The sequence below is a fragment of the Aliihoeflea sp. 40Bstr573 genome, assembly GCF_024105655.1.
Classification (GTDB): Bacteria; Pseudomonadota; Alphaproteobacteria; order Rhizobiales; family Rhizobiaceae; genus Aliihoeflea.
The window spans coordinates 211009-225336 of the sequence record NZ_JAAAMH010000002.1 but is presented as its reverse complement, the minus strand read 5'-3'; the positions used below and the strand labels follow the sequence as shown (position 1 = coordinate 225336).

20 protein-coding genes are annotated in these 14328 nt (G+C 62.5%); 5 read left to right on the top strand and 15 right to left on the bottom strand.

Features of this window, described 5'->3' with window-relative positions; translation table 11 throughout:
* Positions 1-31: 31 nt before the first annotated feature.
* From GTK01_RS04325 to GTK01_RS04315, 3 genes are all read right to left on the bottom strand, one after another.
* On the bottom strand, positions 32-1849 hold the full coding sequence (locus tag GTK01_RS04325; protein ID WP_252924619.1) for a terminase large subunit: 1818 nt from the start codon (positions 1847-1849) through the stop codon (positions 32-34).
* Complete coding sequence (locus GTK01_RS04320; protein ID WP_252924618.1) at positions 1821-2255, bottom strand: P27 family phage terminase small subunit; 435 nt, start codon at positions 2253-2255, stop codon at positions 1821-1823. Before GTK01_RS04320 ends, GTK01_RS04325 begins: the two co-directional genes overlap by 29 nt.
* Before the next feature lie 122 nt (positions 2256-2377).
* A complete protein-coding gene (locus GTK01_RS04315; RefSeq protein ID WP_252924617.1) occupies positions 2378-2764 on the bottom strand; it encodes an HNH endonuclease in 387 nt (128 codons plus the stop codon).
* Here GTK01_RS04315 and GTK01_RS04310 point away from each other — a divergent pair.
* Positions 2763-2942, top strand: a complete 180-nt coding sequence (locus GTK01_RS04310; RefSeq protein WP_252924616.1) for a hypothetical protein — start codon at positions 2763-2765, stop codon at positions 2940-2942. The two genes, GTK01_RS04315 and GTK01_RS04310, sit on opposite strands and share 2 nt — an antisense overlap.
* Before the next feature lie 177 nt (positions 2943-3119).
* Here the strand turns inward: GTK01_RS04310 and GTK01_RS04305 are convergent, their stop codons facing one another.
* The 8 genes from GTK01_RS04305 to GTK01_RS04270 all read right to left on the bottom strand — a co-directional run bounded on the left by GTK01_RS04305 (position 3120) and on the right by GTK01_RS04270 (position 7284).
* The gene (locus GTK01_RS04305) at positions 3120-3749 is read right to left on the bottom strand and encodes a hypothetical protein (protein ID WP_252924615.1); all 630 of its coding nucleotides are present in this window, start codon (positions 3747-3749) and stop codon (positions 3120-3122) included.
* 47 nt (positions 3750-3796) lie between these two features.
* Complete coding sequence (locus GTK01_RS04300) at positions 3797-4846, bottom strand: hypothetical protein (RefSeq protein ID WP_252924614.1); 1050 nt, start codon at positions 4844-4846, stop codon at positions 3797-3799.
* The gene (locus tag GTK01_RS04295) at positions 4843-5010 is read right to left on the bottom strand and encodes a hypothetical protein (RefSeq protein WP_252924613.1); all 168 of its coding nucleotides are present in this window, start codon (positions 5008-5010) and stop codon (positions 4843-4845) included. Before GTK01_RS04295 ends, GTK01_RS04300 begins: the two co-directional genes overlap by 4 nt.
* A complete protein-coding gene (locus tag GTK01_RS04290; protein ID WP_252924612.1) occupies positions 5007-5570 on the bottom strand; it encodes a hypothetical protein in 564 nt (187 codons plus the stop codon). The genes GTK01_RS04295 and GTK01_RS04290 overlap by 4 nt, the downstream gene beginning before the upstream one ends.
* On the bottom strand, positions 5567-5869 hold the full coding sequence (locus GTK01_RS04285) for a hypothetical protein (protein WP_252924611.1): 303 nt from the start codon (positions 5867-5869) through the stop codon (positions 5567-5569). The genes GTK01_RS04290 and GTK01_RS04285 overlap by 4 nt, the downstream gene beginning before the upstream one ends.
* Complete coding sequence (locus GTK01_RS04280; protein WP_252924610.1) at positions 5866-6147, bottom strand: DUF6074 family protein; 282 nt, start codon at positions 6145-6147, stop codon at positions 5866-5868. The genes GTK01_RS04285 and GTK01_RS04280 overlap by 4 nt, the downstream gene beginning before the upstream one ends.
* Positions 6144-6941 (bottom strand): hypothetical protein, encoded by a 798-nt coding sequence (locus GTK01_RS04275; RefSeq protein WP_252924609.1) that lies wholly within the window; start codon positions 6939-6941, stop codon positions 6144-6146. The genes GTK01_RS04280 and GTK01_RS04275 overlap by 4 nt, the downstream gene beginning before the upstream one ends.
* Positions 6942-7098: 157 nt before the next feature.
* Entirely contained in the window at positions 7099-7284 is a 186-nt protein-coding gene (locus GTK01_RS04270; protein ID WP_252924608.1) for a DNA-binding protein, read from the bottom strand.
* Positions 7285-7386: 102 nt separating this feature from the next.
* Between GTK01_RS04270 and GTK01_RS04265 the strand changes: the two genes are divergently transcribed.
* The 3 genes from GTK01_RS04265 to GTK01_RS04255 all read left to right on the top strand — a co-directional run bounded on the left by GTK01_RS04265 (position 7387) and on the right by GTK01_RS04255 (position 9563).
* On the top strand, positions 7387-7986 hold the full coding sequence (locus GTK01_RS04265) for an Arc family DNA-binding protein (RefSeq protein WP_252924607.1): 600 nt from the start codon (positions 7387-7389) through the stop codon (positions 7984-7986).
* Complete coding sequence (locus GTK01_RS04260; protein ID WP_252924606.1) at positions 7983-9179, top strand: site-specific integrase; 1197 nt, start codon at positions 7983-7985, stop codon at positions 9177-9179. The genes GTK01_RS04265 and GTK01_RS04260 overlap by 4 nt, the downstream gene beginning before the upstream one ends.
* Positions 9180-9362: 183 nt before the next feature.
* Positions 9363-9563 (top strand): hypothetical protein, encoded by a 201-nt coding sequence (locus GTK01_RS04255; protein WP_252924605.1) that lies wholly within the window; start codon positions 9363-9365, stop codon positions 9561-9563.
* A 47-nt stretch (positions 9564-9610) separates the two neighbouring features.
* On the opposite strand, the gene GTK01_RS04250 is transcribed toward GTK01_RS04255, so the two are convergent.
* The 3 genes from GTK01_RS04250 to GTK01_RS04240 all read right to left on the bottom strand — a co-directional run bounded on the left by GTK01_RS04250 (position 9611) and on the right by GTK01_RS04240 (position 12793).
* The gene (locus GTK01_RS04250) at positions 9611-10111 is read right to left on the bottom strand and encodes a ferritin-like domain-containing protein (protein WP_252924799.1); all 501 of its coding nucleotides are present in this window, start codon (positions 10109-10111) and stop codon (positions 9611-9613) included.
* Between the two features lie 99 nt (positions 10112-10210).
* The gene (gene xseA, locus GTK01_RS04245; RefSeq protein WP_252924604.1) at positions 10211-11764 is read right to left on the bottom strand and encodes an exodeoxyribonuclease VII large subunit; all 1554 of its coding nucleotides are present in this window, start codon (positions 11762-11764) and stop codon (positions 10211-10213) included.
* A gap of 63 nt (positions 11765-11827) precedes the next feature.
* On the bottom strand, positions 11828-12793 hold the full coding sequence (locus GTK01_RS04240; protein WP_252924603.1) for a LysR substrate-binding domain-containing protein: 966 nt from the start codon (positions 12791-12793) through the stop codon (positions 11828-11830).
* 193 nt (positions 12794-12986) lie between these two features.
* Here GTK01_RS04240 and GTK01_RS04235 point away from each other — a divergent pair, with 193 nt between their 5' ends.
* Positions 12987-13274 (top strand): DUF1127 domain-containing protein, encoded by a 288-nt coding sequence (locus tag GTK01_RS04235; RefSeq protein ID WP_252924602.1) that lies wholly within the window; start codon positions 12987-12989, stop codon positions 13272-13274.
* Positions 13275-13473: 199 nt separating this feature from the next.
* Here the strand turns inward: GTK01_RS04235 and GTK01_RS04230 are convergent, their stop codons facing one another.
* Positions 13474-14280: a DUF937 domain-containing protein gene (locus GTK01_RS04230; protein WP_252924601.1), complete on the bottom strand. Its 807-nt coding sequence runs from the start codon at positions 14278-14280 to the stop codon at positions 13474-13476.
* Between the last annotated feature and the right edge of the window lie 48 nt (positions 14281-14328).

The window sequence follows — 14328 nt, the reverse complement described above, 5'->3', positions numbered from 1 at the left end:
GACCTCCTTCATGTTCGAACTGTCGGGCTTGTCAGCCGATGATGACGACCTGGGCTTTGCGTCGGCGCGGGGCGAACTCGGAGAACGACGCACCTGCCGCCTGCGCAATCGAAGTCATGCCGTCGATGCGTCCGCGAGAGCGCTTCTTGTCGAAAGCGCGGTTGTTCATGGCGTCGGAAACGAGGATGGCGTTCGAGGCACACATCGTCGTGACCGGCGATTTCTCGATGGTGATCGACCCTTCAAGGATGCAGTCTTCCAGGCGCTCAATCGACTTCGGCATGCAGAGCGAGCGCTCGACGAAGGTGATGCGCGTTCCCTGGCCGTGGCTGACAAGCTTCAGGCCTTTGCCTTCCGGCTCATCCGGACCCTTGAAGCGCCAGACCGGAAAGTCGATCGCCTCGCATGCGTCGATGAAGTCGTCGATCTTCGCCGGATCGAAGGTGAGGAATTCGACGGTATGCCGCGCTGCCAGCGCCTTGGCCTTGGCTGCCACGAACTCGTAGTCGATCGTTGCGCCGGGCACTGCCTCGATAAGTCCCATCTCCGCCCAGCGGTCATACGGCGCGTTGTCGTCGCGCGATCGGTCGGCGATCCCTGATTTCGTGGTGAAGTACCATGTCTTGACGAAGCGGTGCGCCTTACCGCCGATCTGTCCGAGCCAGATGGCGGAAAGCGCCGTCAGGTCGTTTTTCTTCGACAGGTCGAGGCTGAGCCAGCACGGAAAACCTTCCAGCGCCGTCTCGTCGATTTCGCCTTGGCAACTGTCCCAGGCTTCCTGCGTCGTCCAGAAGCCCTCGGCGCCGGTCGGCATGCCGAAATAGAGCCGCTTGGTCGCCAAGGCCTCGGACAGCAGCAGCTTGGCGGTGTTGACGCGGCTGCGCACGTTGTCGATCGGATAGGTGACGCCAAGGGCCGGTAGCGCCTTCGACCAGCAATCCTCGTTGTCGAAGACCGTTTCCCAGTCGCTCTCGTCAACGCGGGCAATGAAGCCGAACAGGCTGTCGTCCTGCGCCTGGCTGGTGACGACCTTCTGGAACAGCTCCGAATATTCCGTTCCGACGATCTGGTTCGTGGCAGGCGTGTTCGTGCCAAGCACCATCAGCGGATCGCCGCTCATCTTGTCGATTGCCGCCTTCCAGATGCCGAGCGGAGTGGCGGACTTGAATTCATGGATCTCGTCCGCCAGCACGGCGTAGGGACGAGGGCCGGAGATGCTGTCGCCGGAGGCCAGCGACTGAAACTTCGAACTGGTCGCGGGGTGCTCGATTTTCCACGCGAGGTCGCCGGTGCCGCGAATGACGATGTCGCCCCGGCTTTCCAGGCTCTCGAACTCGTCGTCAGCGCGATCCGGCATGTTGGCCCGGCACATCGACACCGCATCACGGAACAACACGTTCGCCTGATCCTTGTCGCCGGCAATGGCGTAGACCTCGGCGCGTTCCTTGGCCGCGAAGCCCATCATGTCGATGCCGAGTCCGGCCATCAGCGGCGACTTTGCCTGTCCCTTTCCTGTTTCCAGCCAGGCCATGCGAAAGCGGCGTAGGCCGTCCTCGCGATGCCATCCGAACAGCGATGCGACAACGAAGCCGTGCCAGGGCAGGAGGTGGAAGGGCTTGCCGGCCGCTGCGCCTTCGGTGACGCTCAGCACCGCCGGGAAGAACCCGCAGTGCCGCTTGGCCTTGTCGACGTTGAACCTCAGGTTCCGATCAGCGCCGCTATCCAGGTCACGCAGGTGTCGGGCGCAGGCCTCGCGGACGAAATGGCCCGCCGTTATCTTCCCGTCCAGCACCGCGCATGCGTAGAGGGTCGCAAGGTCGTCAGCTACCGGTCGGGCGGAGATAGGCATCGGATGCACGTTCCTTGCGATGCTTACGCTCTGCCCGTGACGCCTGGGTCCGTCGCCGGGGCGAAATGCCAAGCTCGGCTTCCAGCGACGCGGCATCCGTGCCGGCCTCGCGCATCGCGGTAAAGAACGGGCTGATGCGGGCTATGGCCTTCGGATTGCCGCGCTTCGGCTTCGACACAACGCCGTGCTCAGCTACTTCGCGGTACATGCGGTCGAACATCAGATAGGCGCAGACGAGGCGCTGCACCGAATGGGCATTGGCCGGCGCCAGCAATTGCCGGTCCTTCAGTTCCGCCGTGATGACACGCCAGTGTTCGCGGGCTGCTGCGATCTCCAGAATGTCCGAGAACAGCGACTCCCAGTCGGGCTCGATGATGATCGAGCCAGTGCCTTCGATGACGTTCATGAGCCTTCACCCCTACGGGGTGCCCTCAACTTTTTGTCTGAAACTGTTGCGCGCGCAAACGGAGGGGGGGCGCGGGTCTGGCTGGGAAGTCGGTTCTAACTTTCGAGATACCCCCCCCTGGGTCACCAGTTCCAGGGGTGGCTCGGGTCGGTCGGTCTGCCGGTCAGGTCCGAGCCGATGCTGTAGCCTCGTGCCTCTTCACGTTGGATCAGGGCGTCATGGCACGACTTGCACGCGCTCTCGCAGTTGTTCAGGTCGAAGAACAGCGCAGGGTCGCCCTTGTGCGGTGTCTTATGGTTGACGACAGCGGCTTGCGGGTGGTGGCGGTTCGTCGTGACCAGAGAGCAACCGCAGCGCTGGCAGGTGTATAGGTCACGCTTGAGGGCTTGTAGTCGTATGCCGCGTGCGCCGTGCCAGCGCTTGTCGCTGTAGAGGTGCTTGTACTCTTGACCGGCCGTACGGTGGCGTGGTGGCTTGTGATGCATCTGCTGAACGAAAGGAACATCCATGACGGGCTTTGACCAGCCGCCGCCGAATGCTGTTGGCGTTCAGGACAAGGGCGATCACTTCATTGTCGTGGTGAACGCCAATGGACAGCAACCTGTGGAGACACGTTTCCGAGAGAAGGCGGACGCCGATCGCTTTGCAAATCTTGAGCGCCGGCGGCTTGGAATTGCTCCCATCTAGCATGCGGGAGGCTCTGCGGGGCAAAGACGTAACCGCCAACTTGGCGGATACGTACTATTCCAAATTGGAAGAGTATCGGCTCTGTTGAAACTTCGCGGCGCCGCGAGGTTCTAGTGCGGTTGAGGCGGTCGCAACTCTGCGAAGTTAGTAAAGATATGTGGTATTCCGTTACCTAAGTCAACCTGCCGAGCGCGAGTTCCCCAGCAACTTGAAGTGGATAGCGCAATCTCGGAGATGCTGGTTCAGCACTAGCGCCATCTGTCGCTCGGCTACACCATTCTGACGGGCAATGTCGCCGGCCGTCTTGCCGAGGACGCAGTAGTCGATGAGCCGGATGGCAGCCATCTTTCCCAGGCTCTCGTAGAACCCTTCCAGGCGGTCAAGCGCTACAACGCGAGACTCTGGGAGGTCGGTGGCATATCCGGACGCGGTGCCGCGAAGGAAGTTGGCCGAACTCGCAATCGTCATCCCAGCCTTCTCCCACAATCGGGCCAGGAGATTGCCGGCTTCGAACAGAGCGTCGTGCTTGCGCCCGTATCGCCATTCAAACGTACCTGGACGGGCGCGTGTGGGCTGAGGCGAGGCGCGCGAAGCGCTGATCCTCGTGCTGATGTACTGGATTTTCGAGTTGTCTTTGCCACCACCTGCAAGGTTCGTTATCCGGCGCTCTTCGACACGCAATCGGGCTCTGGCAGAAGATCGCGCTTCCTCACGCGCCCATGCGTCGGCGACACGCGTGTCTTCGACCGGCAGAGGCGGTCTCTGGGTCGTGCGGGCCTCGTCGCGCCGTTCTGCCTGTTTCTTCAAATCGATGCGCCGGGCTCCGTCGACGCGCTTGGCTGGGCTTCTGGACGTCATTTAAGGGGAATGCTCCCGACAATGGGGTGAGACACTGGAGGCAGGGCCGCGAAAGTTGTCTCGGGAACGATCGCGTTTGAGTAGTGCTTGCCGGCGTAGGAGCCCGACCGAATGAGTAGCTGTTTCCCGTCGCGCCTCAGCGTCAGAGAGACGATCGGCGAAGACGGGTCGTTTGCCCACCGCTCGATCACGCGAAGGTTCTTTGGCTCCAGAAATCGCTGCGCGTCGGCCAGTTCCGTCCGAAGGTCGACGAGAGCGCGAAGGCCCTTTACTGCCTTCCAGCCGCGATTGACGATCGCCATCGTGGTTTCGTGGTCGTCGGGCGACCAGCCTGGCAGATCGACGGTCAGGTCGTGCATTGCCGCCTTGGCTTTATCGATAGCCTTCTTCGGGTCGAACTCCCTCGCCAGCAGAGAACGCCCGACAGCGCGGCCGATGGATTTCCGCTCGTCTACGGCGTTGCCGTGCCGATCCTTGACGCCCGTATGCGTAACGATGACGAGGTCGCCATTCGACTGAACGAGTTCGCCGTAGAGGAAGCTTGCAAACCCGGGGGCCTGGTCGTCGATTTGGCGCCGGACAAATGCCAGGTTCGCGGCCACCGGTTCGATCTGCGCGAAGAAATCTTCCAGCTCGTCACGGCGCGCCGCCATTTCCTTCCAGAATGTGATGTATTCGCGGCAGGCGGCTTGCTGCCGGTATCGCTTTTCGGCGTCGTGATAGTTCTCGCCAAAGTGCTTGATGGCGCAGTGTCGGCCGATGAAGCGCACGACATGCTCGATGGGGAAATAGGCCATTCGACCCCGTTCGAACTTGGGACCGTGCCGGCTGCAGAAAGGACACGGAACCCGCGATCCGCCCTCGCGCAGGCCGACAGGCACCCGGATTTCCTCCGAGAGCAATTCGATACCCTCGTCCTGCTCAGGCTTACTCGTCGACACGTTGGCGAAAAGCTCGGGATAGCCGGTTCCCTCGATATGGGTTCTCCACGCGGCAATGAACGCATCGTCTGGCTGGGTTGGAAAGACTGCATGATGAGTGCTCATACAGGCCTCGCCTTCATCGCGTCCGCCTTGCGGATGGCCTGGACCGCCTCCAGCGGAGTGAGGTTGTAGGCAGCTCGCAGATACGGGATGACCGGATGCGGCTTCTTTTCGTCGGGCGTCTCGGCGAGCCAGGAAGCCGCCTTGGAAACTGCTTGCTCTGTCATGTCCCGCCCCGCTTCCTCTTCAGCGCCGCGGCGAGGATGTCAGCGTGTCGCGCGAACTGCTGTTTCACGGCGTCCTGCTCTTCTTGAAGTTTCAAAGTGCGCTCGGATCGATCGCCGGCTTGCTCCGCAATCCACAACTGGACGTGGCGCCACCACGCTCCGCCCTCGACGACATGGTGGTGGTACTTCCCGCCGGGCTCTAACTGACGCCTTATGCTGTCGGCATCGGTCTTCCAGCAGTCCATCACTCGCGCATCGTTGGAGCGGTACCAGGCGTGCATGTCTGTTTTCGCCCGCATGAGGCCGTAAGACGTGACGCTGAAGCGGTTCCAAAACACGAGGGTGGAGCCGGTCGTCTCGGATCGGCTCACCGTCCAGGACTCCGAGGCGGCGCACACTTTCCGTGCCGCCCGGATGAGCGAGACACGATGCTTTTTCTCCACCCGGTTGGCGCCGACGTAAACGACGTCGATTAAGTCTTCCGTCGTAAACGCCTCGTCAGGCTTCGCATCGAACGCCGCGGCTATCGCCCGCTCAATTCGCCCCGGTCCTCTGCTCATAAGTGTTTCCCTTCCGCCGACGTTTTCCGGATGGAAACAGTTACCTCTGGCCCGAACAGGTCCTCACCGCGCGAATGCAGGAGATTGTGGTGCTTGCGGCAGAGCCACCGCACCTTGAGCGGCTTCGAATAGTCGTCGTGGTGGGCATCGATGCGGCCCTCGGTTGTCTGGCAGACCTCGCAGGGCTGCTTGACCAGTTCACCCCGAGCCAAGGCTTTGCCGACCGCGACATGCGCCCGGTAGCGGCTTGGGTTCTCGTTCCGCCAGCGCGTCTGGCGCGTATCGCTGGTGAGGTTCATGCAGCACCTCCGGTTTCCCGGTTCTCGCCGGCCATGCGGACCATTTCGCGCTGGACGGCGTAGAAGAACTCGCGAAGCTCGCGCCGGATGTCGTCTTGGTTGACGCCGTTCCGATCCATCTGGTTGGCAATGGTCGCGACCGTCTGTTTCCAATAGGCCTCAGCAGCACTGCCGTTCTTGCCGGCTAGGGTGGTCGCCACCGCCCGAATTTTCCCGATGCGCCGGGTGAGCGGGAAGGCGACAATCGCCGCCGATTTCGTCTCGATGAGGTTCGTCATGCTGCCCGAAGCCTCCGCTGTTCTTCGACCATGTTCATGGTGAGCCGACCTGCCAGCAGTTCCTGCTTGAAGTAGGTCACCACGACAGGCGAGCAGCCGATCATCACGAAGTCCGCGATGGCACTCGCCAGTTCCTCGTCGGTTTCTGGGATTGGGAAGGGCTCGTCAGGGTCGAGGTCGGGGACCTGACCGTACGACTGCACGTTGAGGTCGAGGACAGTGTTGTCCTTCTTCGGAGCCATATCCTGAGGGGTATCTGCGGGGATATTACCAGCACTCGTTGCGGGGACGTCACACTCACCTAGCGACTGTGACAGGGCATGGTCTGTATCGGCAACGGCTGCGGAGACACGCTTCAGCCTACGTCGCTCGGCTTGCCGTTCAGCCTGTGACTCCCGAAAATGTTCAGTCCTAATGGCGACGTGCTGGCGGCAATCCTCCCGCCATGGGTTTTCGATCCGGAACACCTGCGTCAGCCCCGACTTGCGGACCGGCTTGAGATACACGCGGTTCATTTCGTTTTTGCCGCTTAGACGGCGTCGGCTGTCCGTAACCGCTCTCTCCGACAAACCCGTCATGGCGCGTGCCCGACTGGTCGATAGCCATGCCTCCCGCTTTGGCCACTGCATGAGCGCAGCGTAAGCAGCGATTAGCTTCAGGTCGCTCGGCTCCATCATCGGGTCTGCGTTCACCGTCTCGATCAGGTCGAGCTTGAACGACGCCTTGGAGGCGTTCTCGGCGCGAGTGCCAGCGGTGTCCTCGTGGATGACACCATCCTCATCGACATACTCCATTAGCACCCCCTCATTCGCGGGGGCCGGGTTGCCGACTCGGCAGCGGCGGCGCTATAACTGCCGACGTTCAGAATAATATCCTTTTGGGAGGGATTGTTTGAACACCGGCTCGGCATTGAGGCTGCAACCTCTGCCGGGCCTTTTGTTTTCGCGAGCATCAAGCAGCGTCCTCCATGAAGAAGGCGACGAGCTTGCCGCGCTCAGCGACCCAGCGATTACCAACCTGTTTTGCCGGCAGATTGCCTGTGCGCAGCATATGATAGGTCTGGCGCTCGGTGCGGCCAATCAGTCGGGCGATTGCTTCTATGCCCCAAACCAAATCGAGGGCGGTTTCCGTTTGCATTTGCGTCTCCGTTAGCTACCGTACCCCTGTAATGTCCAATGGCAATCATTGCGGGTCAAGGGGTGATCGTGTCATTTGGACATCATTCACAGGAAGAGTTCGATGAACGCGAAAAGAACGAAGTCAGACGGCTTCATGCTGCGGCTTCCAGACGGTATGCGCGACCAGCTTCGAGAAGCGGCCGATAACAACGGGCGCTCTATGAATTCAGAGATTATCGCGAGGATTGACCGCAGCTTTGAAGACGGTCTTCCAATGCCGATCGGACTCAAACTTCAACTCAAGTCGGCGGCTGAAGTGAACGAGCGCCCTGTGCGGGATGAAGTAGTCGCTCGGCTTGAAGCCAGCTTCGAAGAACGGTCGCAGGCTGATATCAGCGCTCTAAATGAAGCCAACGCCCGGGCGGAGAAATTCGAGAGGCTCATGCGACAGGCGCGCAGCCGGTTGGGGCAACTGCGATATGAGCGCGATAGACTTGCTGCCTACGTCAAGGTCGTCAACGAAGGCATCGAAGAGGACTTCATGGGCCAACTCAAGGTCCGCGATCTGGACGAAAAGAGCCTTCTTCTGAAAACGTACTTTCAGGTTATGCGACTGAACACTGAACTGCTCATGCAGCGAGGGTTCGTTCCCCCGGCCGGACCCGACGTCGCGCAAATTGAGATGTGGGAACGTGAAGCCGACCAGGACGCAGAAAAATGAGCGTCCGCAAGCGAACTTGGACAACGCCTAAGGGCGAAGAGCGCAGCGCCTGGGTTGTCGACTACACCGACACTGCCGGCAAGCGTCGCCTGAAAAGCTTCAAGCTGAAAAAGAAGGCGGACGAGTTCGCGGCCACCGCGTCCGTCGAGGTGAGAGAGGGTATTCACGTCGCGGACAGCGCCAGCGCGACCGTCAAGCAAGCTGGTGCATTCTGGATAACCAGTGCCGAGTCGGCAGGCTTGGAGCGGACAACCGTTGACAGCTACCAGTCGCACCTCAAGCTCCACATCACGCCTTTCATCGGCGACCTGAAGCTGACAGCGCTCAACATCCCGGCCGTTCGCCAATTTGAGGACCAGTTGCGCGACGGCGGCAGGTCGCAGGCCATGGTGCGGAAGGTGATGGTCAGTCTGGGATCGCTGCTTGCCGACGCACAGGAGCGTGGCCTGACCGGCCGGAACGTAGTGCGCGATATACGCGGCCGGCGCAAAGGCGGCGACAGGCGGCAGGAGAAGCGTCAGAAGGGGCGGCTGAAAGTCGGCGTTGACATTCCAACACGCGAAGAGGTCAAGGCGATTGTCGGCGTCCTGGAAGGGCGCTGGCGACCGCTGCTGCTCACGGCCATCTTCACAGGCCTGCGCGCTTCCGAGTTGCGCGGGTTGCGTTGGAAGGATGTCGATCTCGACAAGCGGGTTATCCACGTTCACCAGCGCGCAGATCGCTTCAACGAGATCGGCAAGCCGAAGTCGATTTCGGGGGAGCGCGCGGTGCCGGCCCCGCCGATGGTCATCAGCGCCTTGCGTGAATGGAAGCTCGCCTGCCCGAAGGGGAAGGCCGATCTTGTATTCCCAAATGGCTTGGGGAAGGTCGAGCAATTGAACAATATCGTCCGGCGTGGCTTCCAGCCGGCGCAGGTCGCGGCCGATGTAGCGGATGAAACAGGCGAGACCGACAAGGACGGAAACCCGATCAGCGTGGCGCGGTATAAAGGCCTTCACGCCCTCCGGCACTTCTATGCGTCGTGGTGCATCAACCGGCCAGCGGACGGCGGGCTCGGGCTACCCCCGAAGGTGGTGCAGGAGCGCATGGGGCACTCATCCATCACGATGACCATGGACGTCTATGGACACCTGTTCCCGCGAGGCGATGACGCCGAGGAACTGGCCGCCGCCGAGGCCGCATTACTCGCTTGATGCAACATGGACGCAACATGCGACCAAAAAGCACAATGGAAACAATGAGTGAATTCGGATTGTGGATCCGGAGGTCGCTGGTTCGACCCCAGCCAACCGTACCATTTCTTCTTTCTCCCATGTCGACAGTTGCCGCGCTTTGCGCTTTGCCCCATCTGGTCAGGGATCATGACGGAGCGATCAATGTCGGGTCTGGATCATCGTGTACGTATCAGCGGCGTCGCCATAATCCTCGCGGCGGCACTCGTCCTTACGGCGTGCGGCGCGGGCGGGATGGCGCGCGCGGTTACGAAAACGGGCGAGGGGTTCGATCGTGGCGAATGCCTGTCCGAACAGTTCCGCACCGGCGAGCCCTGCGATCAGGGCCAGTTCTCGGACGACTAAAAAGAAGGGCGCCACTTGGGCGCCCTTCACTTTCAGATCGTCGCGTCTCAGGCCGCTTTCATGGCGGCGGGATTTGCCGTCTTGTCGGCGAGCGCGGTCAGATCCTCGTCGGTCTGCGATTCTTCCTGAAGCGTCGCGTCGAGAAGCTTGGCGGCGTCCTTCATGCCGAGCGTTTCCGCCCAGCGCTTCAAGGTGCCGTAGCGCGTGATCTCGTAATGCTCGACCGCCTGCGCGGAGGAGATGAGACCGGCGTCGAGCGCGGCCGTTCCCTTGAACTCGTCGAGGATTTCCTCGCCCTCGGCGATGATGCCTTCGATCGCGTCACAGGTCTTGCCCTGCGCCCGCTTGCCGATGATGTCGAACACCTGCTGCAGGCGCTCGATATGCGTCTCGGTCTGCTCCTTGTGCTTCTCGAAAGCCTGCTTCAGCGCCGGGGCGGAAGCGCCCCGTGCCATCTTCGGCAAGGCTTTCAGAATCTTGCGCTCGGCGTAGTAGATGTCCTTGAGAGTATCGTGGAAGAGGTCTTCGAGTGTCTTTTCCTTGGCCATGCTCATTCCTTTCGCATCGGTCAGATTGCTCACGAGGCTGTGAGGAACCTCTCGAAGCGCCAGGAACGTGCGATGTTCCATGCTCATGATCCGATTGCCCTAGAAAAGCGATCCTTGTCCGCCGGCCGGTGGCTTCGGCCTGGATGACTTCGGCCGGGCAGCGGTTTCGTTGGCTGCGATCGCGTTCACCTCGCCATCGGCAAACCGGATGGCCAGCGCATCGCCGGTTGCGATGTCCGACGCGCGCTTGACGAGCTGGTCGTCGGCGTCGAGCACCACCGCGAAGCCGCGTTCGAGGATGCGCTTGTACGAGAGCGAGCCGGCCAGGCGCGCGGCCTGTTCGAAGCGCTGGCGCCGCCGCTCCAACGTGCGGTCGATGGACTGGCGCTGCCGTCGCTCGAAGGTTTCGAGCCGCTGGCGGGCCATCTCGATACGTTGCACCAGCGCATTCGCCGTCACCCGCGCGGCGTCACGCGCCAGCCGGTTGCGCCGGTTGGTCACCATCGCCGAAAAGCATCCGGGAAGACGCCCTGCCGCGCGCTCGCTGCGCAGCTTCGCATCCGCGAGCCGCCGCGACAGGACAACCGGCGACAGACGAAGACCGCGAAATTTCTGCTTCTTCGCCTCGGTGTTGGCGATCAGCGCCCGCTGCAGGCGGCTTGCCGCCTCGTCGAAGCGTCGGCGCGGCAGGGCCAGCAACGCGTCGGCAGACGGCAGCGCGCGTGCCGTCGCGCGCAGCGCGTCGCGCTTGCGCTGCGTGCAGCGCGAGACCGCGCCCTTCAGCCGCGCCGAAAGCCGCGCAACCGCAGCTTCCAGTTCCGCCTTGACCGGCACCGCCATTTCGGCCGCGCCCGTCGGTGTCGGCGCACGCCTGTCGGCGACGAGGTCGATCAGCGTCCAGTCGGTCTCGTGGCCGACCGCCGAAATGACCGGAATGGACGACGCCGCCACCGCGCGCACGACAGCCTCGTCGTTGAAGCCCCACAGGTCCTCGAGGCTTCCGCCGCCACGGGCGACGATCAGGATGTCCGGCCGCGCCATGCCTTCGGGCAGCGCATTGAAACCAGCCACCGCGTTCGAGACCTCCGCCCCCGTCGTCTCTCCTTGCACGCGCACCGGCCAGACGAGGACATGGACGGGAAACCGGTCCGTGATGCGATGAATGATGTCCCGTATCACGGCCCCGGTCGGCGAGGTGATGACGCCGATCGTGCGCGGCATGAAGGGCAGGGGCCGCTTGCGGCCCGTCTCGAACAGCCCTTCCGCGGCAAGGCGGCGTTTGCGCTCTTCCAGGAGCGCCATCAGCGCGCCGGCGCCCGCAGGCTCGATATTGTCGATGACGATCTGGTATTTCGACGATCCGGGATAGGTGGTCAGCTTCCCGGACGCGATCACCTCCATGCCCTCTTCGGGCCGGAATTTCAGCTTCGAGAACGTCCCCTTCCAGATCACGGCCTCGATCCGGGCCCGGTTGTCCTTCAAGGAGAAATAGGCGTGGCCCGAAGAATGCGGCCCGCGATAGCCCGAAATCTCGCCGCGCACGCGCACATTGCCGAACGTGTCTTCGACGACGCGCTTCAGTGCGCCGGAAATCTCCGAGACGGAATATTCGGCCGCGTTGGTTTTCGAATCGGTGGCGAGAAGATCAGACATGCCGCTATTGGTAATTCCTCGATGACCCGCTTACCAGCCCGCCCCGTCTGCCAGCCCGCCCGTCTACCAGCCCGGCAGCATCTGGCTTGGCCGCAGCCGCTTGCCGCGCCCATAGGCGACTCCGGCGAAGTCGAAATGCGCGCCGCTCTCCTCTGTCGCCGGCGGGACCACCGAGATGTTGTCGAGGCTTTCGGAAATGTGCCGCGCCAGCGCGTCGACGATGTGTGGCTGGCTGGAGTGTCCGCGCAATATGCCGATCCGGCAGTCGGGCAGGGCGCCGAACCCGTCCGATTCGCCAAGGATGCGCATGCCGGGCCTGAGCGCGCATTCGGGCAGCACGGAGACGGCAAGGCCGGAAAGCACCGCGGCCATAATGACCGTCGCCGACCAACTGGTGAAGATGATGCGGTAGTCGCGGTTCATCTGGTCGAGCACGTCGCAGGCCGTGCGCCGCCACAGGCAACTCGGCCGTCCGAGCGCCAGCGGGAGGACGTCTTCCTGGTGCACCTCGTGGTTCATCGATCCGACCCACAAGAGCGGCTCGCGCCGCACCACTTCCGAGCCCCGCGCATCGTCATGCGTGATCAGCGCAATGTCGAGCTGCCCGCGCTTGATCTGCTCGACCAGATTGGCCGTCGGCTCGCACACGACCGACAATTCGACGCGCGGGTTGGAGCGCAGGAACCGTGCCATGATCTCCGGCAGGAACCGGTCGGCATAGTCGTCCGGCGTACCGATGCGGATATGACCTTCCAGCGAGGCGTCGTCGAAAGCGGCCAGCGTCTCGCGGTTCAGCCGGATCAGCCGGCGCGCATAGGCAAGCAGCCGCTCGCCATTCTCGGTCAGCCGGTTGGTCCGGCCGTCCTTTTCGAACAGCGGCTTGCCGACGCGCTCCTCAAGACGCCGCATCTGCATGGAAACGGCCGATTGTGTGCGGTGGACTTCCTCCGCGGCACGCGTGAACGAACCCATGTCCGCGATGGTGATGAAGGTCTGAAGCTGGTCGAGGTCGAGCGGGGCGGCAGGCATCGGATCAATCCATCATGATTGTTGATGCTAAATATTAGAAACATTCGTTCGACTAATCAATCGAAGCGGCTCATCTTCCCGTTCGTAAGCACAACTTCACCCGCTTGGCTTTCATTGCCCGGCCGCGCCCTCTCGGGGGTCGTCCGAATGACAAGCCGTGCTCCATCGACGACTGACGAAAAGGAGACCAGTCATGACCGCCCTCGATCACCAGACCGCATATTCCGCCGTCGCCCCGACGCGCACGGATGTGACGTCGCGCGTGGCGAAGGGCCTCAAGACGGTCTTCCGCGCGTTCTTCAATCGACGTCATATCGGCAATCTGGCGGAGCTTTCCGACCATCACCTCGCCGATATCGGCCTCTTGCGCACCGATCTTCATCAGGCAGCGCGCACCGGCATCGTCGCCGATCCGACGGCCACGCTGGCGACGCTGCGCCGCCGGCGCGAGGACGAACGCTTCGCGCGGCATGTCTGCTGACGCAGAGCGACCCGCCGGCCTGATAGCCACCCATATTGCGGGCGCTCCCACTTCCCGCCGATCCCCATCGGCCGCCTGCATCCTTGCCCGGTCTCTTCGCGAGGCCGGGCCTTTTCCATAGTGGCGCGTCCCATGAAGCCGTGACCCGCGTGCTTGGCACAAGGGCCAGTTGCGGGCGATCGAACCCGACGTGTCAAGCTTACGACGTCTTGCCCGCTCGTCCCTGCGCGAGGAAGTCGTCGACGAGCTTCGTCATCGCCTTCTGGTAATCCGCTTGCTGCTTTCGGCCGGTCTCGAACATCTCGCCGAAAAAATTCTCGAACGGGAATGTCTGGGCGTCGGTCACCTGCTCGGATGCGGCATTGGCACCGGGCTGGCCCATCTGGACCATCTCTTCGAACATCTTCATGAACGGGTTGTGCGCATAGGGATCGGGCGCCGCCTTCGGCTTTTCAGTCGCCTTCGGCGCGAACATCTCCTGCATCATCTTCGCATATGGGTTGGCGAACGGATCGGCGCCTGGCGTCTGCGGCATCATCTGACGGAACGCGTCGAGGAAGGGATTGGGGCCGGCACCCGGCATCTGGCCGGTCGCCTGCTTGAAGAACCCGCCCATCATCATGGCGGCGAGCGGCGGCATCATCTGGCGGTAGGCCTCCTGCGCGATGCCGGTCGCCTGCGCGGCCTGCGCCGCCACCGCGCTTGCCAGCTCGCTGGAGCCGAAGATCTTGCCGAGCGCATCATTGCCCGCCGACATGCCCTCGGGTGTAAAGGCCCGTGCCGCGTCCTCGAAATATTTCGCATATTGCCCGCCGCCCATGGCGGTCATGAACTGCGAGAAGCCGAACGGGTCGGCCGTGTTGCGTTTCAGCGCCTCCGAAAAGGCCGGCAGCAGCGCCTCCAGCGCCAGTTCCCCTTGCTGGCGCGTCAGGTTCATCTGCCGCGCGAGAAGATCGGCAGCCCGCCCGTTCTGCGCCTTCATCATCATGTCGTAGAGCGGCAACATGTCGTCCTCCCGGGTTTGTGTCGGGAAAGACTAGCTGAACCGGCGGAC

What these genes read in the sequence shown, in the direction of transcription:
- GTK01_RS04255 (WP_252924605.1), top strand. Translation starts at nt 9,363, where the DNA reads ATGTCGGGTCTGGATCATCGTGTACGTATCAGCGGCGTCGCCATAATC.
- GTK01_RS04230 (WP_252924601.1), bottom strand. Translation starts at nt 14,280, where the DNA reads ATGTTGCCGCTCTACGACATGATGATGAAGGCGCAGAACGGGCGGGCT.
- GTK01_RS04295 (WP_252924613.1), bottom strand. Translation starts at nt 5,010, where the DNA reads ATGACAGAGCAAGCAGTTTCCAAGGCGGCTTCCTGGCTCGCCGAGACG.
- GTK01_RS04320 (WP_252924618.1), bottom strand. Translation starts at nt 2,255, where the DNA reads ATGAACGTCATCGAAGGCACTGGCTCGATCATCATCGAGCCCGACTGG.
- GTK01_RS04270 (WP_252924608.1), bottom strand. Translation starts at nt 7,284, where the DNA reads ATGCAAACGGAAACCGCCCTCGATTTGGTTTGGGGCATAGAAGCAATC.
- GTK01_RS04285 (WP_252924611.1), bottom strand. Translation starts at nt 5,869, where the DNA reads ATGAACCTCACCAGCGATACGCGCCAGACGCGCTGGCGGAACGAGAAC.
- GTK01_RS04260 (WP_252924606.1), top strand. Translation starts at nt 7,983, where the DNA reads ATGAGCGTCCGCAAGCGAACTTGGACAACGCCTAAGGGCGAAGAGCGC.
- xseA (WP_252924604.1), bottom strand. Translation starts at nt 11,764, where the DNA reads ATGTCTGATCTTCTCGCCACCGATTCGAAAACCAACGCGGCCGAATAT.
- GTK01_RS04250 (WP_252924799.1), bottom strand. Translation starts at nt 10,111, where the DNA reads ATGGCCAAGGAAAAGACACTCGAAGACCTCTTCCACGATACTCTCAAG.
- GTK01_RS04265 (WP_252924607.1), top strand. Translation starts at nt 7,387, where the DNA reads ATGAACGCGAAAAGAACGAAGTCAGACGGCTTCATGCTGCGGCTTCCA.
- GTK01_RS04290 (WP_252924612.1), bottom strand. Translation starts at nt 5,570, where the DNA reads ATGAGCAGAGGACCGGGGCGAATTGAGCGGGCGATAGCCGCGGCGTTC.
- GTK01_RS04275 (WP_252924609.1), bottom strand. Translation starts at nt 6,941, where the DNA reads ATGGAGTATGTCGATGAGGATGGTGTCATCCACGAGGACACCGCTGGC.
- GTK01_RS04325 (WP_252924619.1), bottom strand. Translation starts at nt 1,849, where the DNA reads ATGCCTATCTCCGCCCGACCGGTAGCTGACGACCTTGCGACCCTCTAC.
- GTK01_RS04240 (WP_252924603.1), bottom strand. Translation starts at nt 12,793, where the DNA reads ATGCCTGCCGCCCCGCTCGACCTCGACCAGCTTCAGACCTTCATCACC.
- GTK01_RS04300 (WP_252924614.1), bottom strand. Translation starts at nt 4,846, where the DNA reads ATGAGCACTCATCATGCAGTCTTTCCAACCCAGCCAGACGATGCGTTC.
- GTK01_RS04235 (WP_252924602.1), top strand. Translation starts at nt 12,987, where the DNA reads ATGACCGCCCTCGATCACCAGACCGCATATTCCGCCGTCGCCCCGACG.
- GTK01_RS04310 (WP_252924616.1), top strand. Translation starts at nt 2,763, where the DNA reads ATGACGGGCTTTGACCAGCCGCCGCCGAATGCTGTTGGCGTTCAGGAC.
- GTK01_RS04280 (WP_252924610.1), bottom strand. Translation starts at nt 6,147, where the DNA reads ATGACGAACCTCATCGAGACGAAATCGGCGGCGATTGTCGCCTTCCCG.
- GTK01_RS04315 (WP_252924617.1), bottom strand. Translation starts at nt 2,764, where the DNA reads ATGGATGTTCCTTTCGTTCAGCAGATGCATCACAAGCCACCACGCCAC.